The sequence below is a fragment of the Bradyrhizobium sp. 2S1 genome, from assembly GCF_011516625.5.
Taxonomy (GTDB): domain Bacteria; phylum Pseudomonadota; class Alphaproteobacteria; order Rhizobiales; family Xanthobacteraceae; genus Bradyrhizobium; species Bradyrhizobium septentrionale.
In genome coordinates this window covers 2,014,929-2,040,044 of the sequence record NZ_CP147717.1, presented here as the reverse complement: position 1 = coordinate 2,040,044, position 25,116 = coordinate 2,014,929, and the positions used below count along the sequence as shown (strand labels likewise).

The 25,116-nt window shown below is 59.2% G+C and carries 28 protein-coding genes, 1 tRNA gene and 1 pseudogene; 9 read left to right on the top strand and 21 right to left on the bottom strand.

Features of this window, described 5'->3' with window-relative positions:
• Positions 1-79: 79 nt before the first annotated feature.
• The 3 genes from yidC to rpmH are packed head-to-tail and all read right to left on the bottom strand — an operon-like array spanning position 80 to position 2,523.
• Entirely contained in the window at positions 80-1,972 is a 1,893-nt protein-coding gene (gene yidC, locus HAP54_RS09740; RefSeq protein ID WP_166299610.1) for a membrane protein insertase YidC, read from the bottom strand.
• 3 nt (positions 1,973-1,975) lie between these two features.
• The gene (gene rnpA, locus HAP54_RS09735) at positions 1,976-2,356 is read right to left on the bottom strand and encodes a ribonuclease P protein component (RefSeq protein WP_166299608.1); all 381 of its coding nucleotides are present in this window, start codon (positions 2,354-2,356) and stop codon (positions 1,976-1,978) included.
• Between the two features lie 32 nt (positions 2,357-2,388).
• Positions 2,389-2,523, bottom strand: a complete 135-nt coding sequence (gene rpmH, locus HAP54_RS09730; RefSeq protein WP_008542748.1) for a 50S ribosomal protein L34 — start codon at positions 2,521-2,523, stop codon at positions 2,389-2,391.
• Positions 2,524-2,991: 468 nt separating this feature from the next.
• On the opposite strand from rpmH, the gene HAP54_RS09725 reads away from it, so the two are divergent.
• The gene (locus tag HAP54_RS09725) at positions 2,992-4,473 is read left to right on the top strand and encodes an ATP-binding protein (protein ID WP_166299606.1); all 1,482 of its coding nucleotides are present in this window, start codon (positions 2,992-2,994) and stop codon (positions 4,471-4,473) included.
• Between the two features lie 157 nt (positions 4,474-4,630).
• Positions 4,631-4,707: transfer RNA gene (locus HAP54_RS09720), tRNA-Arg, on the top strand.
• Between the two features lie 739 nt (positions 4,708-5,446).
• On the opposite strand, the gene istB is transcribed toward HAP54_RS09720, so the two are convergent.
• On the bottom strand, positions 5,447-6,310 hold the full coding sequence (gene istB, locus HAP54_RS09715; RefSeq protein WP_166294386.1) for an IS21-like element helper ATPase IstB: 864 nt from the start codon (positions 6,308-6,310) through the stop codon (positions 5,447-5,449).
• 8 nt (positions 6,311-6,318) lie between these two features.
• Positions 6,319-7,809: pseudogene (gene istA / locus HAP54_RS09710) on the bottom strand (IS21 family transposase); the annotation flags it as partial.
• A 343-nt stretch (positions 7,810-8,152) separates the two neighbouring features.
• Here istA and HAP54_RS09705 point away from each other — a divergent pair.
• Both HAP54_RS09705 and HAP54_RS09700 read left to right on the top strand, forming a co-directional pair.
• Positions 8,153-8,749: a hypothetical protein gene (locus tag HAP54_RS09705; RefSeq protein WP_248114248.1), complete on the top strand. Its 597-nt coding sequence runs from the start codon at positions 8,153-8,155 to the stop codon at positions 8,747-8,749.
• A 60-nt stretch (positions 8,750-8,809) separates the two neighbouring features.
• Complete coding sequence (locus tag HAP54_RS09700) at positions 8,810-9,556, top strand: hypothetical protein (RefSeq protein WP_166299602.1); 747 nt, start codon at positions 8,810-8,812, stop codon at positions 9,554-9,556.
• 424 nt (positions 9,557-9,980) lie between these two features.
• Here HAP54_RS09700 and HAP54_RS09695 read toward each other — a convergent pair whose 3' ends face one another.
• The 3 genes from HAP54_RS09695 to HAP54_RS09685 are packed head-to-tail and all read right to left on the bottom strand — an operon-like array spanning position 9,981 to position 12,529.
• Positions 9,981-11,315, bottom strand: a complete 1,335-nt coding sequence (locus HAP54_RS09695) for an IS1182 family transposase (protein ID WP_166296518.1) — start codon at positions 11,313-11,315, stop codon at positions 9,981-9,983.
• A gap of 55 nt (positions 11,316-11,370) precedes the next feature.
• Positions 11,371-12,267: a hypothetical protein gene (locus HAP54_RS09690; protein WP_176422261.1), complete on the bottom strand. Its 897-nt coding sequence runs from the start codon at positions 12,265-12,267 to the stop codon at positions 11,371-11,373.
• Positions 12,268-12,304: 37 nt separating this feature from the next.
• Positions 12,305-12,529 (bottom strand): helix-turn-helix domain-containing protein, encoded by a 225-nt coding sequence (locus tag HAP54_RS09685; protein WP_166299598.1) that lies wholly within the window; start codon positions 12,527-12,529, stop codon positions 12,305-12,307.
• Positions 12,530-12,627: 98 nt separating this feature from the next.
• Here HAP54_RS09685 and HAP54_RS09680 point away from each other — a divergent pair, with 98 nt between their 5' ends.
• Positions 12,628-13,500 (top strand): hypothetical protein, encoded by an 873-nt coding sequence (locus tag HAP54_RS09680; protein WP_166299596.1) that lies wholly within the window; start codon positions 12,628-12,630, stop codon positions 13,498-13,500.
• A 724-nt stretch (positions 13,501-14,224) separates the two neighbouring features.
• On the opposite strand, the gene HAP54_RS09675 is transcribed toward HAP54_RS09680, so the two are convergent.
• Entirely contained in the window at positions 14,225-14,458 is a 234-nt protein-coding gene (locus HAP54_RS09675; protein ID WP_166299594.1) for a hypothetical protein, read from the bottom strand.
• Positions 14,459-14,596: 138 nt separating this feature from the next.
• Here HAP54_RS09675 and HAP54_RS09670 point away from each other — a divergent pair, with 138 nt between their 5' ends.
• The 3 genes from HAP54_RS09670 to HAP54_RS09660 are packed head-to-tail and all read left to right on the top strand — an operon-like array spanning position 14,597 to position 16,363.
• Positions 14,597-15,145 (top strand): recombinase family protein, encoded by a 549-nt coding sequence (locus HAP54_RS09670; protein ID WP_166299592.1) that lies wholly within the window; start codon positions 14,597-14,599, stop codon positions 15,143-15,145.
• 13 nt (positions 15,146-15,158) lie between these two features.
• Entirely contained in the window at positions 15,159-15,665 is a 507-nt protein-coding gene (locus tag HAP54_RS09665; RefSeq protein ID WP_166299590.1) for a hypothetical protein, read from the top strand.
• Positions 15,662-16,363, top strand: a complete 702-nt coding sequence (locus tag HAP54_RS09660; RefSeq protein WP_166299588.1) for a hypothetical protein — start codon at positions 15,662-15,664, stop codon at positions 16,361-16,363. Before HAP54_RS09665 ends, HAP54_RS09660 begins: the two co-directional genes overlap by 4 nt.
• A gap of 19 nt (positions 16,364-16,382) precedes the next feature.
• On the opposite strand, the gene HAP54_RS09655 is transcribed toward HAP54_RS09660, so the two are convergent.
• The 12 genes from HAP54_RS09655 to HAP54_RS09600 all read right to left on the bottom strand — a co-directional run bounded on the left by HAP54_RS09655 (position 16,383) and on the right by HAP54_RS09600 (position 23,718).
• The gene (locus HAP54_RS09655) at positions 16,383-16,685 is read right to left on the bottom strand and encodes a hypothetical protein (protein ID WP_166299586.1); all 303 of its coding nucleotides are present in this window, start codon (positions 16,683-16,685) and stop codon (positions 16,383-16,385) included.
• Positions 16,686-16,868: 183 nt separating this feature from the next.
• The gene (locus HAP54_RS09650; RefSeq protein ID WP_166299584.1) at positions 16,869-18,698 is read right to left on the bottom strand and encodes a primase-helicase family protein; all 1,830 of its coding nucleotides are present in this window, start codon (positions 18,696-18,698) and stop codon (positions 16,869-16,871) included.
• The gene (locus HAP54_RS09645) at positions 18,698-19,009 is read right to left on the bottom strand and encodes a hypothetical protein (protein WP_166299582.1); all 312 of its coding nucleotides are present in this window, start codon (positions 19,007-19,009) and stop codon (positions 18,698-18,700) included. Before HAP54_RS09645 ends, HAP54_RS09650 begins: the two co-directional genes overlap by 1 nt.
• A gap of 2 nt (positions 19,010-19,011) precedes the next feature.
• Positions 19,012-19,338 carry a hypothetical protein gene (locus tag HAP54_RS09640; protein WP_166299580.1) on the bottom strand — a complete coding sequence of 109 codons (327 nt, stop codon included), beginning with the start codon at positions 19,336-19,338 and terminating at the stop codon, positions 19,012-19,014.
• 6 nt (positions 19,339-19,344) lie between these two features.
• Positions 19,345-19,581: a hypothetical protein gene (locus HAP54_RS09635; RefSeq protein ID WP_166299579.1), complete on the bottom strand. Its 237-nt coding sequence runs from the start codon at positions 19,579-19,581 to the stop codon at positions 19,345-19,347.
• A 51-nt stretch (positions 19,582-19,632) separates the two neighbouring features.
• Positions 19,633-19,905, bottom strand: a complete 273-nt coding sequence (locus HAP54_RS09630) for a hypothetical protein (protein ID WP_166299578.1) — start codon at positions 19,903-19,905, stop codon at positions 19,633-19,635.
• Between the two features lie 14 nt (positions 19,906-19,919).
• Positions 19,920-20,426 (bottom strand): hypothetical protein, encoded by a 507-nt coding sequence (locus tag HAP54_RS09625; RefSeq protein ID WP_166299577.1) that lies wholly within the window; start codon positions 20,424-20,426, stop codon positions 19,920-19,922.
• Positions 20,427-20,801 (bottom strand): hypothetical protein, encoded by a 375-nt coding sequence (locus HAP54_RS09620; protein WP_166299576.1) that lies wholly within the window; start codon positions 20,799-20,801, stop codon positions 20,427-20,429.
• A 198-nt stretch (positions 20,802-20,999) separates the two neighbouring features.
• Positions 21,000-21,440, bottom strand: a complete 441-nt coding sequence (locus tag HAP54_RS09615) for a DUF3102 domain-containing protein (RefSeq protein ID WP_166299575.1) — start codon at positions 21,438-21,440, stop codon at positions 21,000-21,002.
• Positions 21,441-21,663: 223 nt separating this feature from the next.
• Entirely contained in the window at positions 21,664-21,864 is a 201-nt protein-coding gene (locus tag HAP54_RS09610; RefSeq protein ID WP_166299574.1) for a helix-turn-helix transcriptional regulator, read from the bottom strand.
• Positions 21,865-21,979: 115 nt separating this feature from the next.
• A complete protein-coding gene (locus HAP54_RS09605) occupies positions 21,980-22,228 on the bottom strand; it encodes a hypothetical protein (protein ID WP_166299573.1) in 249 nt (82 codons plus the stop codon).
• 248 nt (positions 22,229-22,476) lie between these two features.
• Entirely contained in the window at positions 22,477-23,718 is a 1,242-nt protein-coding gene (locus tag HAP54_RS09600; protein WP_166299572.1) for a tyrosine-type recombinase/integrase, read from the bottom strand.
• 341 nt (positions 23,719-24,059) lie between these two features.
• On the opposite strand from HAP54_RS09600, the gene HAP54_RS09595 reads away from it, so the two are divergent.
• Positions 24,060-24,497: a DUF6538 domain-containing protein gene (locus HAP54_RS09595; protein ID WP_166299571.1), complete on the top strand. Its 438-nt coding sequence runs from the start codon at positions 24,060-24,062 to the stop codon at positions 24,495-24,497.
• Positions 24,498-25,116 lie beyond the last annotated feature (619 nt).

The following is a 25,116-nucleotide window of genomic DNA, read 5'->3' as shown; positions in this document are numbered from 1 at the left end:
ACGTCCTGCCGCCCTCCAATACGTCGATGCCCGGCACGAGGCCGGGCATGACGTGGCGATGAAGCGTTGTTGCCGGAAGCTACGTCGCTTTCTTGGTCTCAGTCGTCACGCTTTTTTTTTGAAACGTGGATTTGAGATTGTCGAACAACTCTACTTTTACGCCGTTCTTGCGCATGATGAAGCTCTGCTGCAGCACCGACAGCAGGTTGTTCCAGGCCCAGTAGATCACGAGACCCGCCGGGAAGCCCGCCAGCATGAAGGTGAAGATCAGCGGCATCCAGTCGAAGATCATTTTCTGGGTCGGATCCGGCGGCGCCGGGTTGAGCTTCATCTGGACCCACATCGTGATGCCCATGATGATCGGCCAGATGCCCATCACCAGATAGGCTCCGATATGCGGTCCGAGCAGCGCGATCGGATCGAACGGAATCAGCCCGAACAGCGTGAACAGGTTGGTCGGATCGGGCGCCGAGAGGTCCTTGATCCAGCCGAAGAACGGCGCGTGCCGCATTTCGATGGTGATGAACAGCACCTTGTAGAGCGAGAAGAACACCGGGATCTGGACAACGACGGGAAGACAGCCGGCGATCGGATTGATCTTCTCCTTCTTGTAGATCTCCATCATCTCCTGCTGCTGCTTCACGCGGTCGTCAGGATAGCGTTCCTTGAGCGCGGCCAGCTGCGGCTGCACCGACTTCATCTTCGCCATCGAGGCGTAGGACTTGTTGGCGAGCGGGAAGAACAGCAGCTTCACGATCACCGTCACCAGCAGGATCGCGATGCCGAAATTGCCGACCAGGCGATAGAACCAGTCGAGCGCCAGGAACATCGGCTTGGTGATGAAGTAGAAGTGGCCCCAGTCGATCAGCAGATCGAAATGGTTGAGGCCGAGCTGCTTGTTGTAGCCGCCGAAGCCGACCAGCGGGAAGTTGAGGCCGACGACAGCGGCCTCCTTTGCGCCGGCGAACAACCGCCCACTGGCGACGGCGGTGCCGCCGATCGGGATGGTTTGCCCGCCGAGCATGTAGTCGGCCTGGTAGCGCTTGTCGCCCGTGGTGAACCTTGCGGTTTCGAGCGTTGCGTCGGTCTCGGGCAGCAGCGCCGTGGCCCAGTATTTGTCGGTGATGCCGAGCCAGCCGTTGGTGACCTTCGAGAACACGACGCCGCGCGAGTTTCCGCCGGTCGAGGTCTTGCTCTCGTCGAGATTCTTGTAGGTGTATTCCTGCAGACCGTGTTCGCCGAGATAGCCGATCGGGCCTTCGTGTAGGATCGCGTAGCCGGAGACCGGCGGCTTGCCGCCGCGCGAGATCAACCCAAACGGATACAGCGTGACCGGCGCACTGCCGAGATTGTTGACCTCGTCCTTGATGGTGAAGAGGTAGCGCTCGTCGATCGCGATGGTGCGGCGGAAGATCAGCCCCTGGCCGTTATCGTATTTCAGCGTCACCGGGCTCGTCGGCGACAGGCTGTTCGAGCCTTCCTGCTGCCAGACGGTTTCGCCGTTCGGGGTCTTCACCGACGAGCCGTTGGCGGTCAGCCACAGGAACTCGGCGTAGTAAGGCTCGGCCGTGCCCGACGGCGACAGCAGCACGACAGCCGGCGATTTGGGGTCGACCGTCTCGCGGAACTGGACCAGCGCCAGGTCGTCGATCCGGGCGCCCTTCAACGCGATGCTGCCGGTGACGCGCGGCGTGTCGATCTTGATGCGCGGGCCGGAAGCGAGCACCGTCTCGCGGCTCGCCACCGGGGCGTCGGCGGCAGGCGCGCCCGGCGCCGGCGACGCAGAAGTCCCCGGAGCGGCGCCAGGAGTGGCACCCGGAGTCGCCGGCTGCGCCGCTGGCTTCTGCACCTCGGCCTGCCGCTGGACCTCGCGCTGCTTCTCCATCTGCGGCACATTGTAGAAATATTGCCAGGCGATCAGGACGAAGCCGGACAGAATGACGGCAAGGATCGTGTTGCGGTTGTCGGACATCTCTTATGGTCTCGTCATTCCGTTCGGATTGGGCGCGCTTGTGTTACCCGCCTTTGGCGCAGGCCGGTCGAGGCGGCGCAGCGCCGACCGCAGGTCGTCAAGCATGGTCGCAAGGTCGCGGGTCAGCGCGTCACGACGGCCGACTAGCACATAATCATGGTGCGGCCGCATGTATATGGCATCGACCCGTCTAATCACTTCGCGAAGCCGGCGGCGGATGCGGTTGCGCTCGGTCGCGGTGCCATTCTTTTTGGTGACGGTATAGCCGACGCGGATCGGGCCCTGATCGTCGCGGCGGCGGCCCTGCAGCACAAAAGCTGCGGTATTCGCCCGCGCGCCATTGGCAACGGCGAGGAAATCCGCCCGCTGCCTCAGCCGATCCATAATGGGTATCTCCGGAGTGGAGACGTCCGGGCTCAGGCGCTCAGACGCTTGCGGCCACGCGCGCGGCGCGCAGCGAGGACCTTGCGGCCGCCGGCCGTGGCGAGACGGGCGCGGAAGCCGTGACGGCGCTTGCGCACCAGTTTGCTGGGTTGATAAGTCCGCTTCACGGGTAATTCTCCGCTGACCGGGCAATTTGCCGTTGTATTGAGATGAAGTCCGGTGATGCTGGCGGGCTCAAACGCGCCGTTTACGGCCCCGAACGAGCCGCCCCCGGGTCAAGAACCGGGCCATCGCGGACAGTTGGCGCGGCTTATAAGGGAGCGTCTTGTTTTCGTCAATGTCACAGGGCGTCGCAAACGGGCTTCTTCGAAACGTCGCAATTAGGGCGAATATATCTGTTTTCGCGGGGTTTTTGACGGTGAAGGGCGCTATCGGGCGCTCTAGAGCGTTTTCGAGCGAACTGGGCACCGGTTCGCGTGAAGAAAACGCGTCAAAACAAGAAGCTAGAGCTTCGGTTCTGATTCAATCAGAACCGAAAATGCTCTAGGAACCGCCGACATTAGCGATCCGTAATTTGACCGGCTTGGGGGCCGGGCGGCATCTTCCGACCCCTAAGCCAAGCAAGGCCTTATCTTGTGGCTCTAACTGACGATCAGGCGCCCGCGCAGAAGCAGCGGCCCAAGCCGTCCCTTCGGCGGCTCGGGCTGTCGGGCAAGCTGTTGCTGCTGACGATCCCCCTGGTGATGATCGCCGGGCTCCTGATCTACGTGCCGGCGATCGCCAACTTCCGGATGAACCGGCTCAATGACCGCCTGGCTGCCGCCAATACCGCGGCGCTGGTGCTGGACGCCGCCCCCTCCGGCCTTGTGCCGGATTCGCTGGCGCGGCAGATCCTGACCAGCATCGGTGCCCGCGCCGTCGCCATCAAGCTCGGGCAGCAGCGCCGCCTGCTGGCCAGCGCCGATTTGCCGGCCGCGATCGACCATGACGTCGACATGCGGACCATGACGGTGTGGTCGGCGATCGTCGATGCCTTCGAGATCATGCTGGAACACGGCGACCAGACCATCCGCGTGGTCGGCGCCGCGCCGGGCCAGGCGCAGTTCATCGAGGTGGTGATCGACGAGAAGCCGCTGCGGCAGGCGATGTACCGCTTCTCGCGCAACGTGCTGGTCGTCGCCCTCCTGATTGCCGGCCTCACCGCCGGCCTGGTCTATCTGGCGCTGCATTATCTGTTCGTCCGCCCGATGCGGCGGCTGACCGCGAGCCTGGTCGGCTTCCACGAGAATCCGGAGAGTGCGGCGCGAATCATCGTGCCAAGCCAGCGCGGCGACGAGATCGGCGTTGCGGAGCGTGAGCTGTCGGACATGCAGCGCGACCTCGTCTCGATGCTGCATCAGAAGAGCCGGCTCGCCGCGCTCGGGCTCGCCGTCTCCAAGATCAATCACGATCTGCGCAACCTCTTGGCGTCGTCACAGCTGCTGTCGGACCAGCTTGCCAGCGTGCCCGATCCGCGGGTGCAGCGCTTCGCGCCGAAATTGCTGCGCTCGCTCGAGCGCGCCATCGCGTTCTGCCAGTCGACCTTGTCCTACGGCCGCGCGCAGGAGGCGGCACCCGACCGCCGCGTCATCATGGTCGAACCGGCGGTTGCCGAGGTGCGCGAGTCGGCCGGGCTTGCGACCGATGTCTCGATCACCTGGATCAGCGCGATCGAGCGCGGGCTCACCATCGACGCCGATCCGGACCAGCTGTTCCGCGTGCTGCTCAATCTGGTGCGCAATGCGACACAGGCGCTGGAGAGCCGCACCGCCAGCGACGGCGGCGCCCAGCAGATCCGCATCACCGGCCGCCGCGAGGGGACGGTTGCGATCATCGAGGTCTCCGACACCGGCCCCGGCGTGCCAGCCAAGGCGCGGGAGCACCTGTTCGAGGCGTTCCAGACCTCCGGCCGCCCCGGCGGCAGCGGGCTTGGCCTCGCGATTGCCGCCGAGCTGATCCGCGCCCATGGCGGCCACATCCATCTGGTCGAGGGCACCATCGGCGCCACCTTCCGGATCTCGATCCCGGATCGTCCGGTGGAACTGCTCTCGGTCCGCAGCGAGCGGGCACGGGCGTAAACGGCGTCCCGGTATGCCGGAGGCGCGGGCCAAAACCGCGCCGAAATTGGCGTTTCCAGACCTTGCCAACCGGACCGGGAGCCTGTAGCTAGAGCGCTCTTTCGCGACGTTCCGGGCCTCTCGGAGCCGTCTGGGCTTCAAGCCCTGCCGCGAAAATGCGCCCGTAGCTCAGCTGGATAGAGCATCAGACTACGAATCTGAGGGTCGGACGTTCGAATCGTTCCGGGCGCGCCAATCAAATCAAGCGCTTAGCACCAATAGCTCCAAATGCCGATCCGCCGTAGCTACCGTATAGCTACCTCGCTGTTGCGTGATGCTTACACGGCAACGCAATTCCGCCAGAACGCCGCAAGGTATTCGTCGCAGATCGGCTCCCTGCTGAAGGGACAGGGCGTCGAGCATTTCCCAGAGCGCCCAACGGTCCCGCTCGGGCCACTTGCCGGATACAACGCAATCTCGGGACATGATCACGCATTCTACCTTATTGTGTAGAGTTAGCTCGCACACAATCTGGGGGAATGTTCTTGTCTGACAAATTACTGAAAATTCTACTTCAATCGGCGAAGAAGGCCCGGCTTTCAATACTTCACCTACCGAAGAGTGATTGGCACAATCTTTCCTCAGCTAGGCGAGGCCTCTCTGACTTCACGGTTGCTAGACCGCACAGTCATTTCGAGGGCCTAAAGAATCGAAGCATCGTCTTGATGTTTCCCGACCTACCCAACGAAGATCGCGCCTATGCGGGCATTTTGCGGTCTAAGCAAGGGGTCACTACCCTCGACTCAAGGATCGCAATCTCCTCTACCATAAAGTTGCGGCCGTCCAGCGTTAGCGGTCTAGCCGATTTGCTCGAACCAGATTCACTTCGCAGGGCATTCGGTTTGCTGACAAGTAAGCACGCGACGATTACTCGCCTATCCCCAGTAGTCAGTACTGCGCTCGTTACCGCACTGTGGAATCAGGAAGAAAACTGTCAATCGGCCTGCAAATTTGACCCCTCATCGGCGTCCAATTTTGACCCCTTCGTGCGGCGGGCTTTGCTGGTAGCGCTCGTCTCGTCGGAGCTGGCCGGGATAGCGGAGGCGAGACGAGCGCGGGTGGCGTGATCGTCGTCTCGGCTCTTGAACCGCCAGCTATCGTTGCCGGTCTCGACAATGTCGCAGTGATGGGTCAATCGGTCGAGCAGCGCTGTGGTCATTTTGGCGTCGCCGAACACGCTCGGCCATTCGCCGAAGGCGAGATTGGTCGTCACGATGACGGAGGCGCGCTCATAGAGCCGGCTGACGAGGTGGAAGAGGAGCTGGCCACCGGACTGGGCGAAGGGCAAATAGCCGAGTTCATCCAGCACGATGAAGTCCATCCGGGTCAGATGCTCGGCGAGCCGTCCTTGCCGTCCGTTGCGGGTCTCGGTCTCGAGGCGATTGACGAGGTCGACTACGTTGAAGAAGCGGCCGCGGGCACCGGATCGGATGCAGCTTCTGGCGATGGCAATGGCCAGGTGGGTCTTGCCTGTGCCGGTGCCGCCAACCAGCACGACATTGCGTTGCTGGGCGATGAAGCCGCCGCTGGCGAGATCATTGACGAGAGTCTGATTGATCGGCGTGCCGTCGAACTGGAAGTCGGCGATGTCCTTGGCAAGCGGCAGCTTGGCAATGGTCAGCTGGTATTTGATCGAGCGGGCCTGCTTCTCGTTGATCTCGGCGTTAAGCAGGTCGCCGACAATGCGCTGAGGTTCGTGCTGGCGCTTGACGGCAGTTGCCATGATCTCGTCGAAGGCAGCCTTCATGCCGTAGAGCTTGAGCTCGCCCATGAGGTCGAAGATTTGGGTTCGTTCCATCAGATGGTCCTCCGGAGGTTGTCGTAGCGGGCACAATCGGCGATCGGTGCATGACGGAGCGTCAGTGCGGCCGGCGTCATGATGTTGGCCGGTGGGGCGGGTTCACGTTGACGGGCCAGGATGTTGAGCACGACATCGGCGGAATGGACGCCATGACCGAGCGCTTCGGCACAGGCCGCTTCCACCGCGGACAGACCGTCAGTCAGCACCGCGGTGAGGATGTCGACCATCTGCCGATTGCCATCGTCGGTGCTGGCAAGCTTGCGCCGGATCCGCTCGATCGCGGCCGGCAGCACCCAGTCTTTGAAGGGAGCGCCGTTGCGCAAGGCACCGGGTTTGCGAGCCAGCACCGGCACATAGTGCCAGGGATCATAGGTCGTCTCGCCGCGGCCAAAGGATCGCGGGTGCTCGGCAACGATGCGTCCATCCTGACGGATCACGATGCGGTCGGCATAAGCCTGGACTTCGACCGGCCGTCCGACTGCGCTGGCTGCGACCGAGTACTTGTTGTTGTCGAAGCGCACCAGGCAGGTCTTCGAGACCGATGCCGTCACCGCATGGAAGCCGTCGAAGCGGCCGGCATAGGGAACGAGCTTGGGACGCTCGGCTTCGAACACTTCCCAGATCGTCTGATCGACCAGCTCCGGGTGGCGATGAGCCTTGGCGTAGGCGATGCATTTGTCGAGCAGCCAGGCGTTTAACTCGTCGAGGTTTTTGAACCGCAGCCGCGGCGTGAAGAAGCGCTCCCGGACCAGCCCGACCTGGTTCTCGACCTGCCCCTTCTCCCAGCCCGACGCCGGCGTGCAGGCGACCGGATCGACCAGATAGTGGCTGCACATCTGCAGGAAGCGGCGATTGTAGAGACGCCCTTTACCGACGAAGATCGTCTCTACGGCGGTCTTCATGTTGTCGTAGATGCCGCGGGTGCAGGTGCCTTTGAACAGAGCGAACGCCCGGTCGTGGGCGTCGAACACCATCTCCTGCGTCTCCCGCGGATAGGCCCGCACGAACAGCATGCGGCTGTGACAGAGCCGGACATGGGCGGCCTTCACCATCACCGTGGTCCCGCTCAGCAAGACCACCTCGTGGCTCCAGTCGAACTGGTAGGCTTCGCCTGGGGCAAAGCTCAGCGGGACATAAGCCGCCGCGGTCGATTGCCCGCGTTCTTTGCTCCACCGCCTGGCGTAACGCCGCACGGCATCGTAACCGCCGTCGTAGCCGCGGCCGCGCAGCTCTTCGAAGATCCGGATCAACGTCAGCTGTTCACGAGCCGATTTGGCCGCGTTCGCCGCCAGCAATCCGTCAAGCTCTACTGCCCATCGTCCCAGCTTTGGCCGCGGCTGCACCTGCCGCTCGTACTCGAAGGAGGTCTCTCCCGACCTCAGCACCTTCCGGACCGTGTTCCGCGACACCTTCAGGTCACGGGCGATCTCCTTGATCGTCTTGCCCTTGATGAAGTGCTCGCGCCGGATCCGGGCAATTGTCTCCACGATCAGCATCCCCCACCACCTGCTTCGTTCCAAAGCAGGCAGCGCAACAGATCAATCTGTAGGGGGTCAATTTTGGACGCCGATCCCCCGGCTTAGGGGGTCAATATTGCAGGCCGAATGACAAGAAAACCAAGACGCGCTGAAATTTCTTGCCCGCCAGTTGGGCCCAAAGACCTTCAGAGACGGTTTTGCACTTCAGCAGGATGCAGTCGAGCTTGCGCTAAAGTTCTTCGGGCATGCAAAGCCTAATCCAACCCAAGCAGTGATACCTGATGAATTCGGTACAAGCTTGGGAGCAATTCGACTCCTTGAGGATAACATTGTCGAACACGATGCTCGAAGCATTCCCGGAATGAGGCTTATCAAGAGCGATGTGACTGGATATGCCGAATTTGAGGGTGGCGGAGATCGCCTTCGCGTCTATACGGCCAACAAGCGGCCTCTCGAAGCCCTCTTCGGAGTGGACCTACTCTATTTGAATCTGAAAATGCGAAACCTCGTGCTCGTCCAATACAAAATGCTCGAACGCACGAGGGACGATGACTGGATTTACAAGCCTGACAAGCAGCTAGACAAAGAAATCAAGAGAATGGACCTGTTTAGGCAGGCCTGCTCCCCTTTGAACGCTGGCTACAGGCTTAATCCGGAAGCATTCTATATGCGCTTCGTCAAGCGCGAAGGAAAAATCGACAGTCCCGCGATTACGATGCCAATTGATCACTTCGAAGAGATAAGAGCCCATCCCTCTGTTGGCCCTGGCGGTGGGCTTCGCATATCGTACGAAGCGCTAGATGGACAGTACATGCGGGAAGCAGGTTTAGTCGATTTAGTGAAAGCGGGTTACATCGGGTGCCATTGCGACACGACAGCTGCTTTTGAAACCCTCATCAACGAGGTTCTTCAGCAGGGAAGCGCGGCGGTTGCGGCCATCCAAGGCAAGATTCCGTGAGGCTACTTGCGCAATCTCCCGAAGATGGTTTGCTGGGGCCCCTTCGTTTGAGAACCAGTGATGTCCAAGTTTGAGAAGCCTCAGAAGGGGAATCCCTATAGACTTTCTGTTGAGCAGCACACGTTTCCATCGAAGAGCATAGCAAGGTTCGCGGGCCCCGATGGCAGGGTTCAACTGCATGCGCAAAGCGCTGGCTCAACCCGACGAGCAAAGCCAACTGATCCTATCTTCTGTACAAGGAGAGCATGGGATCATGGCACCGAAGCCGGCTTCACGAAAAGAATTGAAGACCGCTTTCAACGCTTGGCCGAGTCGATAATAGACGATCAGGCGTTAGGCTTCGACCGCGAGCAGACGCATACCATTAGCTCTTTCTATGCGCTTTGGTTGGCGCGATCAGAGATTCGTGAACAACCGGGAGATGGCTTGCTAATGCATGGGCTTTTGCCCGGCGTCGCATTGTCAAAGGAGAAAGAGGAACGGCTTGAGAAAACGGGGTATGCTTTCGCAAGAGGATTACAAATTCCGAATCGCGTTCTTAACGGTCTGCGGATTCGAGCGCTTGTCATGCGCTATCTTCGTGAGAACCGTTTCGCTGAATGGGGCGTTGTGCACGCATCAAGCGGTGAATTCCTTGTGCCGGACTGGCCTGTGTACCAGTTTGTGCCAATCAAACCGACCCTCGCGCTAGCCAAGCCCGCCATGAATCAAACGCTCGATCGAAATGCTGTCGGGCTTGTCAACAAACAGTTGCGCTCGGTGAGCCGACGCTACTTTTTCGGAAAAGATTTAGCTGCATGCCCGTAGCTCGGCGACAAACCTCGTGTTGACCTACACGGGTCACAAATTTCGGAAAGTCTATGCACGATGTTGAATGGACTACTCGCTTCCGAGAATGTGCGGAGGAAACCGCTCAAGTATCCAAGCATTCCAATTTTGTGGCAGACGATCTCTCTTTAATGCCAAGAGTACAGCACGTACGGCAAGCTCACGGCCCCTAGCAGCAACATCGTCATCATCCAATTGGGCGGCCACCCCATGCACGGATTTTGATCTAGCCGCATATGCTTCACGGATCGCCTTGAATGTCGGCAGCCGCTTTGACGGATCGTCTTCCAACCAGAGGCAGCCGTTAAGAGCGAGACGATATGAAAGTTGGTCCTGAATGTCCTTATCTAGGAGCCCGTCCAGATATGTTTTCGTGACGGGCATTTGTTGTAGAGTAGCAGGCTCAGGCTGCGTTTGCGAGGTTGAACAGCTTGAGGAGGTTATGGACGGTGCAGATCATTGTCCACTCGGCGCGCACTTTCTCGATGCCCCGCAACAGGAACTGGCGGAAGCCTCTTGCCTGTTTGATCTGCCCGAACACCGGCTCCACCACTTGCTTTCGCAATCGGTAGGGTGTTTCGAAGCCGCCATCGTCGATCTTCTTTCGCATGGCCTGTGTCAGCGGGCCGCCGACTTTTCCGTTCGCTACTGTCGGGTGCTTGGCGCGTCCGGGCGCGACATAGCCATCGATGCTGCGTGTGTCGAGCGCTTCGAGATTGGCTTCGCTGCAGTAGCCGGAATCCGCTGAGGCCTGCCGCGGCTTGCGGCCAAGATTGCTCTCGATGGCCTCGATCAGGGGCACCAACTGGCCCTGATCGCTGCCGTGCTGGGTCAGTTCTTGCGCGACAATGATCTGGGCATGTGCATCGACGGCCGCCTGGGCATTATAGGCCTGAACGAAGCCATCCTTCGACTTCATGATGCGGCTTTCCGGATCGGTGAAGTTGCGTTGCGCCTTGGGATTGGGTTCCTCCGATGGCAGCGCCGCCGGTTTGCCCGGCTTCTTGCGGCCTTCGGCCTGGCGCTGCTGTTCCTTTTCGGCCTCGATGCGGCGCTCTTCCTCCGCCGCCAGTTTGGCGTCCGCTTCCAGCGCCGCCATCGCTTGCTGGATCTTCGCCAGCCGTTTCTGCTTGTCGACGGTCCAGTCCGGCAGTTCGTCGCTGTTGCCGAAAGTATCATCCTCCGAGGCATCCGCCGCCTCGGCGGCCGCCAGCATGCGAGCGACCTCGGCCTTCAATTCCGCCTCGCGCTTCTTCATGCGCTCATAACTCATCGCCTTGTGTTTCGACGCGTTCGCCTTGATCTTCGTACCATCCAGCGCGACATGACCGAGCTTGACCAGCCCGGCCGTCTCGCACAACTTCAGAACCTGCACGAATAGCGCGCCGAGCGCCTTCAAATGTCGCTTGCGAAAGTCGCTGATCGTCCGAAAATCCGGCGCATCCAGCGCCACGATCATCACAAAATCGTTCCGCTCCCGGCAGGCCTTGGCAATCCGACGCGACGAATACAGCCCACTCGCATAGCTATGCAGCAGCAGCGCCACCATCATCCGCGGATCAAACGGCGGCTGCCCAAGCCCGCTCACATAGCTGCCCATGATCTCCCTGAGATCGAGGCTCTCCCGCACCAGATCAACCATAAACCGCGAGACATGGCCTTTCGGCACGAAGTCCTGCACATTCGGCGGCAGAAGCAGCGTCTGATCGATGTTCCAAGGCCGAAAATACTTGCTCATCGCCCAATGTTGAATCAGACCCGACCAGATTTGAACAGCGACTATCCAGACAAGCTCATAGGAAAAGGGCCTCCAACGCCGTTCCTACGGCAACCATAGCATCAATTGGTTCTTCGGCTCGCAGGCTCCTACTAATCCATCGCAGCGGAACGCTGAGCTGATCTTTCGTACTGGTTGGTAAAGCGGCGTACTTGTCCCAGAGTAAGGCAATGTCGCCTCCTGTTATGCAGGGTCTTTCTCCCCGAATAAATGGACGACTAGAATCGATCTCCATCATCTTGTTGAAGGATTGAGCCAAGGGCGTTGTCAAAGGATCAAAACGCAGGTGATACGCAAACGGTCGAATTGCGCTGCGGCAGTTAGCTTCGAGCAATTGAAGCTGACTGCGAAGGGGCCCCAGGATCGCGGCGTGCACAATGTGGGGCTGCTGTAGGCCATCAATGTTCGCGTCTGCTCCAAATCCGATGGACAGATTGCAGCGCTTCTTTATGAAGATATCTCCAGCCGTACATTTGTACGACATAAGCCTTCCATCGACATAACCATTTTCGACTACGCGGCCAATTGTGAACCCTGCCTGTTCAATTTGAGTACCAAAGCTAATTGCGTCGAGGCCAGCCAAGACTACGTAGACGTCAGTGACAAGCACTTTGCTTGAGTAGAACTGCAACAGTCGATCTACTGCTTCATCGGATGAGGCCACCTTCCCTGATACGACTAAGAAGTGGAGCCAATGTAGAAGCGTGCCTTCGGGCACAAAACCCATTACTGCTCCGTAAAGGACATACGGGGTTCTAGCGAGCTCTTCTAATCGGTCGAAGGTCTGTCGAAGCTCCGTTTTTAAGGGCTCTTCAGCAGTGGCAAGGAGTTCATGTCTCGTTTGGTCGACGGGTAGGTCGAGATAGCGATATTTCTCGGTCAACAGCTGGAGTTGCGCCTTCAGTCCGTCCAAGTTAATTGACTGCACGCTCAATTTCCGTCTCGCTATGTCAGCGCCGCTTTCGGGGTACGGGCGTGATCAGTTCATATGGTTCGACCGAAAGCGCTTTCGCTAGCTTCTCCAATATTCTCAGACTAGCGTAGAACGCCCCCTTTTCAAGCTGGCTCAGGTAGCTCCGGCTGACCTTAGCCTCATAGGCGAGATCGTCCTGCGCAAGCCCTTTTTCGGCGCGCAGACGGCGGAGATTGGCGGCCAATATGTCCCGAAGGTCCATTGCCAGAATGGACCCCGCTTGTTCAATATGTGCACCTCGATATATTGAACAAAACCAAAATCCGTTCGATCCTAGGGAGCCTGTGGCGGGAGGGGGCGATGCTCACATTTCGAGGCTTGCGGCACATGGCGGCCGGTGCCGCCTTGTTAGGCGCATGCGTCACTGCTGGTGCAGAGGGCGCTGAAATCAGACCATCAGCCGCAGGCGACTTGGTGTTAGAGGGGCCGATTGTCGCCGGCGATTACGAAAAGCTGCGGTCGGCCCTACTAAATCCCTACAGCAGTAACGCGGACTTATTATTAGCGTCGCCGGGCGGGGATCTTGCCGAGGCTATGAAGATAGGTCGTCTCGTTCGGCGCATGAAGCTCTCAACAGCCGTTCCGACTAACGAGACGAGAAGCAATATTAGAGACAAAGTGATTACGCGTCACGGATTGAAGAACCCTCAGAATTACATTTGTGCCAGTGCGTGCTTTTTCATCTTTGTTGCCGGGATACATCGAGAGACCGTTTTCATCGGGCCACCCAATCTAAGCATCCATCGGCCGTTTCTCTCGAAGGATGACCTAATCAGATTAAGCAACGGTCAAGCGATGGACGCGGTCGCGAGTACTAGGAAAGCCGTTGAGGCCTATCTTGGCCAAATGGGAGTTCCGCCAAAGTATGCGGACCTGATGTTTTCGGTCTCGCCTGAACAGGCATATCGGATCACGGAAGAAGAATTCGATGCTGATTTCGATGGCTTCATCACTGATTTGAAAGATTGGGTCGACGCACAGTGCGACAAGAGAACCGACGAAGAGAAGCAGGTCTATGCGCAATTCAAAGACCTCGGTTACGCGCAAATGCCATCTGCGGCGCAGGCCACCATGAAAGAGATAGAACGCAAGTACGAAGGCCAACTAAAATGCGAAATGCAACTTCGGGAAGATCTTGCGCTCTCCGGCTACAGGGTTGAGCTATCCCGGTAACGACGGCGGGGTGCGGAGCCCGACCAACGAAGACTGTCAACTGAGGCGGGCGGTATCGAGACGTTCGAGCCTTGCGAGCGCGGGCGGGGCCCCGATCCGACGATGGCGGGCTTGGGCCGGGTACCGCACTTTTGCGGCGGCAATGGAATACGGGCTTCTGGTTCTGCGCGTTCAACAAGTGTACAGGATTTCGGACGGGGCAACCAGAAGGACCGTGGTGGGGTTTGGCCTTCCACACCACGGTCAGAGAATAAAGGTACTAACTCAAACGTTGGCAGTGTTCGCACTTGGGCCGACCATCCGTGCCAGAGGCCAAATATTGCCTCTCGATATTGTTGCCTTCCGTGCACTTATCGTTGTCGTGATAGACGTTCTTCGTATTGGGCTTCTTCGAATAAAACGGAGCGACTTTCGCCATGATGCAGTATCTCGCTTTGCGAGCGCCCGGAATTGAGCACTCGCTTTGCTGCATGCCATACTTTTACAACCTTTTGGAGTCCTAAGTTGGCACTGATCGCCGTTAGGTTGCGGCGCATTACGGAGTAGGCGACACTCGCAGAAGCGAGACAGGTCACTGATTGGAATAACTCGCGAACGTTTAGCTGAACGCTCGGCCGCGTCGCCGATCAAAACCGCGACCCCCATTTTGGAAATTTCTGCCTCGTGCCGAAAGCACCTATGGACGAATGCGCGCCGACGAATTTTGGCCCCGCCCCGTGGCAAGCTAATCCAGAGTAGCCGCTCGAATGTCGTGAAGCACTGCGAGCGTCATGTCATTCACGCCACCCTTCCGGCTCTTCACCATTTCCATGTAGACGCCAAGCGCGTCGGGAAACTGTCCCGGTTGCAATGCGTCGCTCTCCTCAAGGCAGTTGATGAGCACTTGGAATGCCGCGACCATCGCCGCGCCATAGGCCGCGATGACTTCGCCTTCAGCTGTGAGTTTTCCCTTCGGCATGCTTCTCTCCGTTCGATGTGCATAAGCTAGATGGTGATCGCCCTGCACGAAAGTTAGGACTTTCGCTCAATCTCGTTGAGGTTGATTCGTCAATGCGTTACACTGTGCGTAAGTCTTGCACGAAAGTGGAGTGCTGCGATGACGGTCTACGGCTACGCGAGAGTAAGCACTGAAGGGCAGACGCTGGCCGTACAGGAAGCCCAATTGGCCGAAGCTGGCGCGGTCAAGGTATTTTCCGAGAAGATCAGTGGCGCGAGCGTAGGCGACCGCAAAGCCTTGGCGAAGGCGCTGGCGGCACTAATCCCGGGTGATGTCCTGCTAGTTACGAGGCTGGATCGGCTGGCTCGGTCTACGCGCGACTTGCTCAATGTGTTGGATGCGATCGGTAAGGCGGGCGCAGGCTTCAAGAGCCTAGCCGATACCTGGGCGGATACCACGACGCCCCACGGGCGGCTTATGTTGACGGTGTTGGGCGGACTGGCGGAGTTCGAACGAGAGCTGATCAAGGCCCGCACCAGCGAAGGCCGAAAGCGAGCGCAGGCACGTGGGGTGCATATGGGGAGGCCTGCCGCGCTGAATAGAGATCAGCGGCTCGAGGCGCTTGCGCGGCGGGAGGCTGGGGAGGCTTTGACTGATATCGCGAGGACGTTTGGGGTTAGTCACACTACTATCGGTCGGCTTCGTTAAACGGGGTGGCAATATGACTGTCAATAAAGGCCTGCTGTGGTTCGCGATTGGTGCTGCAGCACTGGTCTCGGCTGGCATTTTCGGGTGGGCTCAAAGCGGCTCTGCGTTTAAGGTTTGTGTTCCAACAGAAGGCGCTGCAACTACTCAACACCAAGAAGCGATTAAGGCTCTCGACGCCGTTGCAGATGTTGGAATTAAACTCTCGACGACACTCGTGGGTTTGGGCGCCGCGATCTTGCTAGGTTTCAAGTCGGGATTGACGCTAACAACGCCCATTAGAGCGTCGATCTTGTTGGCGACGGTGTGTTTTCTTGAATCGGCGCTCTACGCGGTCTTGTGGAGGATGCGAATCGCAGAGCTTTGGATCAATGATTGCCTAGCTCTCGTGGAGGAGCCCAGGTTGCAATATCGGTTTATGGCTCATTTTGGCTTCTTCCTAGCCGGGCTCGGCTTTCTAGCTTTTTTGGTAGTCAGCGCGGCGCTAACTGCTTCGAAGCCCGCGCAAGGAGGTGAATCGTGAAATCAGTAGCTCCGACGCTCGTCGCGCTAGCCTTCCTGTCAGCACTCGGCAGCCCGGAAGCGAGAAGTGATGAACCAAGATTACAGGAAACAGCGCAGCACCCGCCGCGCCCACCATCGATTGATCCAAAGAAACTGCCAGCTCCCCCAAAAATTGAGAACGGTAAGCGGGTTGATTTCTTTTTTGATCCCGCGCTGGATCAATTGGGCGTCTACTTGACAGCGCCAGTTGCGGATGACTTCCGCCGCATATCTGCAGCCAAATTCTTGGAAGGCGCTGCGCAAGCAGGATTTAACGTACATGAAACGACCGCTCTCTCTAGAGGCATGGTCGCTGGTGACCTACGGTATGAATCGGGAGGCAAATCGGGCTGGATCGCGTCCGCAAATGCCGATGTGCGTATTGCTGCTGAGCCGGGAAGCAGCAAGGCTGGCTACCTCCAGTCCTTTAGAACAGTGGAGCGTACGACGGTTATCCTCGAAAAATATTCCACCATCAGGCTGCTTGTGAACCCTGCTCCCCCACGCGATTATAACGTTACCGTTAACGGCGAAGTGTGTCCCGCAACGGAAGCTGGGATATACAAGGTCATGCCCGGCGAGTCCGTTGTCAACGCAACGAGGCCAAAGAAGCCGAAATGTGAATGGCGCGGATCGATTGCTCCAGGAGCCGTGCAAGAGGTTAAGTGCGCTCTTTAGCGGACCAAGAGACTCAAGTTCAACGTTCGACGTTCAACGAATTGATTGGCGGATCGCCTCGAAGCGCAACTGCCGTGGCGGCCCGCACGCGGGCTTCCTCCAGCTTCGCAGCAAAGCCTTCACCGCTGACCACGGCAGTGACCGCCAGCTTCGGATGTTCAAACGGCAACGCGGCGACTGCGCAGCGAATGCGCCGAGAAATCGGTTGGTTCGGATCGGCATAAACCGCGCGAAGGAAGTCCAGCGACGACGCAGCCGCAGGCACTTCTATTTCATCAACGGCAGTTACGTTCGCCAACGCAGCAACAACGGTGTCTAGCATCATTCCCTCTTAGACTAAGTATTCCTCTCTCTTTTAAGTAGACAGAGTAGACGGAGTAGACAGGATAGACACCCGATCATAACCGCAGCCATAACCAGACATAGGAAGGAATCGCTGTCATCGTGCCGTCTACCGCCGTCTACCGTGTCACCGCAGAGAACAACGGTCGGGCTCTTCTAAGGCCTACCCCAACTTCCTCTGCCACTCGCTGACTTCGCGCCCCCATTTCCAGCGGCCTCCGTTGCGCCGTTCCCACAGCGCGCGGCATTCGGATAGTTCCGGGAATGCCCATCCTCGGGCGATCTTGGTGTTGAACGCTTCGACACCAAGCACCGCCTGAAGCTTCTGAGCGACCTTGGCCGGATTAGTGTAACGGTCGAACTTCTCCGCCGCTTCTACCAAGTCCGCCGATAGGCAACGGTTTGCATACTTCGACAAAGGCTTTGGCAGCGCCCCCTCTTGCAACATCGCCTCAATCCAGGCATCGAGGCCGCGCAGGGTGTGGCCCTTCTGCTCCACCAACGCTGCGGTTTCGTAAACCTGTTTCGGGTGCCAATCGCCAAGATCAAGCCTAAGCAGATCATACAGCATCGCCTCTGACCCACCCCCATCAATCTCGGCGTTTAACGCTTTGAAGTACGCATGGTCTCCGATGGCATCGCGGCTGACTTTGAACACCGCATAGCGCCGCGAGCCGTGACCGGCTGGCACCATCCAATCGCTATTGGATGCCATCATGATGTGCAGCATGTTGCGAATTTGAAATCCCTGCACGTACAGCGGACGAATTGTAATCGTCGGCTCAGTCACCAATGACTTTAGTCGGCCTTCGCTCCGAACATCACCGGCCCAAAAGGCTTCATCCACGAATAAGAAGCAGCAATGCTGAAGATGGCCGCTGAATTGCCCGGTTAGCATGTTCGGGTCGCTAACGGGCAAAGCGTAAGCGCCGAAAATTTGCATCATGACGCGGGCCAGGGTGCCTTTGCCTGCACCTTCATCACCTTGAAATGCAAGCACTGCTTCCGCAGGCAGGCCGGGATTTTGCACCGCCCATGCGAGCCACCGCACGATGTACCGCCCCGCCTTCCTATCGCCCGCGCCGAGCACGCGATAGATATGCCGAAGCAGCAATCGCCAAGTGCCCTTGCGTGGCTGCAACGCGAACCCATGCCAGAGATTGAGGCGGTTGCCCTCTAGCACCTCCGGCTCGCCCGGTTCGAATGCTACCTTGTCGTAGGTTACTCGGTTCGGACTTGAGAGCCAGAACTTGCCAGCCTCCACGTTCTTCACGCCGTCATCGGTTCGCTTTTGCACGTACCGGTTCTTATACCGGTTAGCAAAATCGCCGAACGTCTGGAACGATGGCACCATAACGCGCTGATTGATTTCCCAGCGCTCCCATGTGAGCACCACACACTTGCCGCCATAGTTGCCAATGACCGCGTGCTTTTGGTTCAACAGGTCCATTTGCTCCGTGGCGCCTGCCTCAATCGGCAGCGCGATCTCACCGCGTGGGGAAATGGCCACGGCCGTGGCCTCTGGTGGCTTCGCTGGCGCAGGGGCCGCTACTACCACCGCCCGCGCCGCCGCCACTTCCGCTCGCGCTTCGGTATGCGCCGCCTCTACGTTCTTCAAGCGCTCGGTAGTCGCTGCCGCCCATCGGGCTTTCCGCTCAGCCTCCTCGGCCTCCCGTCGTGCGACCACTGCCGCGAGTGCAGCGTCGCGCCGAACGCCAACCGAGGGCGACACAACTTCCCTGGGCGTGTTTGTCTGCCCCAATGACAACTGAGTGTGTTTGCGAGCTGTTTTTGGCTCTGCCTCAGCCGGCTTCCGGGCCGCTCTAGCGTCTCCCCACTGCTTGCGCAGCCCATCGGCATGCCAGCCGTAACGCTGGGCAAGGGCTAAGTGGTCGGCCTCCCGATCTGGGCCGCCACGTGCAAAGGCTTCAAGGTCGGCGGCGATCTGCTCAATTGCATCCAGCGCTGGCGCACTCTTCACTCGGTCGTGCATCAGCGCCCCCAATCCGGATCGCCCGGGCCACGATGGAAGCCACCGTTATAGCGTTCGCGGCGCTCGGCAAGTGTGCGTTCATAGACGCTATCGATTGCTTGCTGCCGGTTCTGCCGCGTCATGCGTGCCTGCCGGCAAGCCCACTGCTCAGCAGGTGGTAGTATTCGAAACGCGAGCGAGCCTTCAACCGGCCACTCATCATTCCATCGCGACGGTTCCGGCGGCGGTGGATCGGGCAGGCCCAGCAATTCTCGCCGTAGCTGTGCCCTCCACTCTGGCGTGCCGATTTCCGCCTTACGTTCTGGCATCATGGCTAACCCCTCCGTTCGCGCTCGCGCCGGTCGTGGGCGTCTTGCGCATCCATGATGCGTTCGAACGCATCGAGCCCGGGCGGCTTCCAGTCCGTCACCTTGGGCGGTTCGACCCAACCGTTTCGGCCAACCGGAGGCTTCTCCGCAGCCGCTGATGCATCGGGAATGATGCCAGGCCTATCGTGAACATTGCGCCGATTATCGCGAACAATGTCACGCAGCGCGTCGGTGCCAACAACTCGTGACATTTCGAGCGTGTTGGGGCTGAGCCCCAGCCGCTTAGCATCAGCTTCGAGTTTCGCACGGGTGCGTTCGTCTTGAATGGTCATTGCGGTTTACTCCTTTCCGTGGCGGCCTTGGGAACCGGTGGGCATCACTGTTCGACCCGTGCCAGGCCCGCCAACGCCGACATTCTTCGCCAGTTCATTACCGAGCGGCTGCGAGATCGGCCCCGGGACTTTGGGCAGACCGGTTGTGGTAATCGTCTGAATGCCGATGCGTGAGGCTGCCTGCGGCGATACACCCTGCGCGGGCTTGCCAGCCTTGATGCCGACGCGGACATTCTTGTTCATGTCGGGGCCACCGCCCCCGCCGCCTGTGCGCTGAGCCATTGTGTAGTCCTTTCACTGGGGTTTGACGTTCGTGAGATCGTACTGGAGCCGACGCACTAACTCGCCGCTGTACCAAGCGACCATCTGGTCATAGGCCGCTTGATCCATGCATTTCGCATTGATCGGCATCGGCAACGGCAATCGCATGCCATTCCACTGCGGTTCGGCTGGCACTCCGGCAATGCGGGCGCGTTCTGGATCGGGGTCCCATTCGATCAGCGTGCTAGCAGGGACGCACAACGAGCCGCCGTTGCAGGGCCAGTCACCAAGCAATATGAACTTCATCGCGCGGGGTCCTCCTAGTGCTGTCGGTACGGTGCGAACATCGGGTGCATCGTCGCCTGTGCATGAGAGCCGGGCCGCATTTCGGGGTGGCCCGCGCGCGCGTCATAAGCTTCGACTACAGACGCGAACCGCGCTCGTCGCTCCGGATCAGGATCACGTACCGCCCAGAACCGAAACCACGCGAGACTGTTGCTGCAAACGCTGATCGCGACGGCGCGGGATGGGTGCTCATCAAGCAAATACTGCGCGGCCTCTGCGTCACGCTGCGCCCAGTCTTGCGCAACGAAAACGTCAACGTTCGCGTCAGGATCGGGGACGTTTCGCTTCGAAAGATAGTCGGGGCCGATGGTATGCGGCGCTGTGAACTCGAAAGGCTCGCCCTGTCCGCGAGCGGGATCAAATCCATCGGTAGCTAGTTCGCCTGCCATGGCTACGGTCTCCAAAAGCGAGAGACTGAAGCGCCTCGCCAGTTGTTCGAACTGTCGGCGCTCGGAATCCGTGAATAGGAATGCGATAGCCATTCAACGCTCCTTTCCGCGTGGACCCACAGCATCGGACTCCCAGTGGCAAGTCTCCATGTCGGGCAATCCGTTGACGTCGATGCCGAGAGGACGCTCAGGGGGCAATGCTGCGGCATCGAGCGCCCACTGCGGAGCCGCAAGTTGGGGGGGCGCTGCGCCGATCACTGCCGGGCGGTCGTCGGTCTCGGCGGCGTCACCCCGTGCGAGATCGAAGTAGGTCCGGGGTCCCGCGTCCTGCCGCTCGCGCAGTTGTCGCACTGCCTCGCGACGTTCCGCGGCGAAATAGGCGACGTTGCACACGTTGCAGCAGAAGCGCTGGTTCGCCTGTCGGGGCAGGAACGGTGTGCCGCAATCCTCACAAAGCTTTTCAACCATGCAGCAGCCTCCATTTTTGTAGGACTATTATCCTATATTACAGCTCATAAGTCAATCATCTTATTGTTCTTGCTTGATAAATTCGGCCTTGCGGAAGCTCTCGATGAAATTAAAAGTTGAAAACGAATGCCGCACGAAAAGGGCGCCAGAAACGAATGCTCTGGCGCCCTTAGCGAATTGATGGTGGTGAACCTAGGACTATGCCGGATCAGGCTTTGACGCTTTGCGCTTCTTTCGTTTCTTACGCTCGTCCCCGAGGAACTTGAGGGCGGCATTCTGGGACAAAAACGCAGAGCCTTGCGCTTTGTCGGAAAGCAGAGGAGCCAGTTGGGCTTCTTGCTTTGCCAAGTGCATATAGTTCTGTGCAGTCCTGATAGATAAGCCGCACTCGATCCCAACGTAGTCTTGCCAAAGGCCGTGGCCCTTTTCCTTTTTGAGCAACGCCTTCGCGTGGCTCAGATGCTTGCCAGCGGCGATTGCGGCCCTGAGGCTATCCGCCAGCGCAGTCATCACCTTGCTGTGCTCATTGCGGATTTCAGTCGCGAGAGATGCAGCGGTTGGGACTACAACAAGCTCGCCCATTGAGGCTGACGCTGCCGGTAGCGCAGAGCCAATGAAGCGCTTTAGGGCTTCGCTCATGGCTGGCCCTCCGGAGCATTCGGGATCGCCGCCCAGTGCGTAGCGATCAATGCTTCCTGCGCATTCAGTTGCTCCGGGGCAACTTTCCAGCGCATGATAGCTGAGTGCCAAAAGCCGACTATGGGGAAGTGATCGCTTGTCTCAGGTGGATAGCTGCTTAGTCTGGCCCAGAGCAACAAAGAGCGACCGTCAGTCGGTGCAGTGTTGATGGTGCTCCAATCCCTCATTGTGCTGGCCTCCGCTCGCAGGTGTTGGTGCGAACGCGCGCCGCGCTCCAGGCCTCGATATCGGCAGGATGGTACAGCACGCGGGAGCCATGCTTTCGATATGGTGGGCCGAAGCCAGTGCATCGATACCGTTCTAGGGTGCGCGGAGAGAGGCCGAGGCAAGCCGCGGCATCCCGCTGTGAAAGCAGGTTGGTCATTTGGATGATCCTATTGGACTTGGGTTTGAGCGCTCGCGAGCGCTCCAGTATTAGAACGCACTAGCGGGGGCAAATCACGCGGCAACGGAGGCAATGCTCCGATTGCTTTTGGTGCCTAATGTTTTCGCTCAGCGGCACGAAGGATAGTGTCCGGACTCGGTACGGTTAGCCCTTCTTCTTTGAGTCGGTCACTGACACGCTTGACGATATCTTGATTGGCTAGCCCATCGGGAATGCCCGCCGGCCACAGAAACTCAATCGCTTCCCGGGAGGTGTTTCGTTTGGTCAGTCTGATTGATTTCGGTCGCCGTTCTGGTTTCACTTCACCGCTCAGCCAACGCTTAAAGTCGTCTTCATTCAGCATGACTTCAATCTCACAACCGTCTGCGTCTGGCCCGTCTTGGTCAACCTCTCGCTCGCGCCATTCTCGATGCGCAATTTCGGTCCAAAACTCTCGCGGCAGCGGTTCAGAATTGCACGGTGCTTTCATCGATCCAATCAAACCAGCCCCGCAAGCGCCACGTATCCGCACTTTGGCTTCTGCCCAACCGCAGGCGAGCCGCTCCCTAATCCTGTGAGCAGCAGCATTGAAGCTAGTCCATCCCGGCTCAATCATCGTGATGTGATCCTCGCCACATGGTCCGCCCATCGGTCCAGCGCGTCACGCATCTCGGCGTGATAGCGGGCTCGATTGTACACCCCGGCGACGCCAGCACGATGGCCGCTCACGTGGTTCAATATCGCCTCTACAATGTGCGGCAGCACGCCCAACTGATCGGCCAGCCCGGTGGCGGCACTGCGCCTAAGATCGTGAACCGTCCAATGGGGAAGGGGCTTTGCTTCCGGATCGGCCACCTTTCGCGCCGCCAGAATGCGCGCGTCAAGCGCGGCTTTGGACTTGGACCAACCCGAGAAGCCACGTTGCGGATCGCCATCCCGGCGCGGGCCATCGCCGAACACATGATCACGGTCATTGCGCCGGGCCGGTAGCAGGGCCAGGGCGAGAGGCACCAGTGGGAAAAGATGCTCCCGGCGGTTTTTGGTCCGGGCCGGGGGCAGGCGAATGGCTGAGATCGGCAGAAGCGTTGCGGCGTCCACTTCTGTGGCGATCTCATCCCAACGTAGCCCGCCGATTTCATCCCGACGCTGAGCGGTGAGGATCAGCAAGCGGACAATGCGTCCATAGTCGTCATCGCCACACGCGGACCAAATCTCGGCTAGCTCAGTGTCAGTCAACACCCGATCGCGAGACTTCGGCCCTGCCGGTCGATTGGTTCCGAGAACGGGATTAGCGGGCAAATCGAGCCCTTCGCGGATAGCCCAATTAAACATTGCCGATAAAGCAGCGCGAGCATGGCTTGCCGCAACGAGGCCTTGACCTTCGGCAATCTCGGCAAGGCGCAATGCGACATGGCGTCGGTGGATATGGAAGGCCGAAGCAGAGTGCAGGGATTTCCAATTGATCAACAAATGCCGCTCTGTCTCGACATAACTGCGCGGCTTCTGCTTCTGCTTGGCGTGCTTTAGATATCTATCGATTATCTTGCGGAGAGTGTCGGCGTCTCGAAGTGCCGACTGCTTCTTTTCATCCGCAGGGTCTTTGCCATCTGCAACTCGGCCCAGCAATTGCTTGGCTTTGCGCCGTGCAGTCTCGGGCGTCCATGGTGAGCCGTGCGCGCCGATTGTGTAAAATCGCTGCCGCCCGTGGGCGCGATATTTCAAAACATAAATCGCCGCGTTCTTTTGCTTGCGGACGCCGAACCCCCGCACGGCTTCCCGGTGCCCAGCATCCCAAATCGCTTCGGAGGGGGCGAGGGCGCGCACTGCGCTGATGGTGATATTCCCCGATGCCACGCGAGCCTCCTAGCTACCGCTTAGCTACCAACGTAACACAAATCGAGGCGGATCGCAGCGAAGCCGTGGCGGCGCGGAGCATTGAAATTACGCTATAAATCGAGGTTCAGCGAAACCCTGCGCAGCTCTGGCGGCGGCATAACTCAGACTACGAATCTGAGGGTCGGACGTTCGAATCGTTCCGGGCGCGCCACTCACGCAAGTTCCCATTGAAAATCAAGAACTAACGCAGATACAAGCGTTTAGCTGCCGCGTGGTGGTCACAAGCGGTGGTGCTAAATCGTGCGCATGTTGATGGGCGTTATCAAGGATAGGCACGGGACGTACTGTGCCCGAAGACGGTGCCAGAGAAGCCCAAGGGACTGCAGGCTGCGGTTGCGCGCGAGCTGAACAACGGCAAGGCCCCGCAGAAACACCTGAAGCGTTCGCTGGGCACCAAGGACCTCCGAGAGGCCAACATACGCGCCAAGCCCGTGTTGGCAGAATTTGACCGCGTCATCGCCAAGGCAAAGGCGCGCCTCGCAGCCGCCATCATGCCGATGATCAAGCGCACCAGCCTGAATGACACCGAGATCAAGCGCATGGCCGAGTACGTGTACGCCAAGGCGCTGGCTTGGGACGAGCGTGTTCGCTTTGGCGGTCGAGATGAGATGGAGCGTCTTGAGGCTGAACACCTGCGTCTCGGAGGTACGCCTTTGGGTCCTTGGGCGGTCCCGTACGAGCAGTGGCCGCAGCGTGGCGTGCCTCGGTCAGTGTTCGAAGATATCATCGCTGGCTGATCTATCGTTGCCGCGTCGCTCTTCGACGGCGTCGGCCGACGCCAAAAGTCGCCCGGCTGACGACGTCTCCCGGCACTCGTTTCGTCCGCGTTCTTAGCGAGAAGCGCCTGCGCCCAGTTATGTGCCTTGATCGCAATTACAACGAAACGATCGACGTAATTCGCGACCTTCAACTCCGTGCTTCTCAACGGGCAGCTGGCCGCTTGCTTCGGCCCACGGGTAGAAGAAACGGAAGGATCGGTTGGGTCAAAAACGCCACGGACTTCAGCACTATCAACTCCATATCACCCGGGGCGGCCCTCATGCTCGCCGCCGGCTATGATCGATTGAGCCGGGTCAGTCGCCTACGCACCTCGTCTAATTGTCGCCATGCTACCTTATTTTTTTCGCCATACTCCCTCACTAGCCAAGCTAGTCTAGCAGTGGGGGGCGTACCTTCAAATCTCCACTGCGTTGAAATCTACCCGCATCACCCGCTGCGGGTACGGGGTTCGTCGCGCAATTCGCGACGCTGGAATGGTCGCGCAATTCGCGGCAGTGGAATGGTCGCGCAATTCGCGGCAGTGGAATGGTCGCGCAATTCGCGGCAGTGGAATGGTCGCGCGGTTCGCGACGGTGG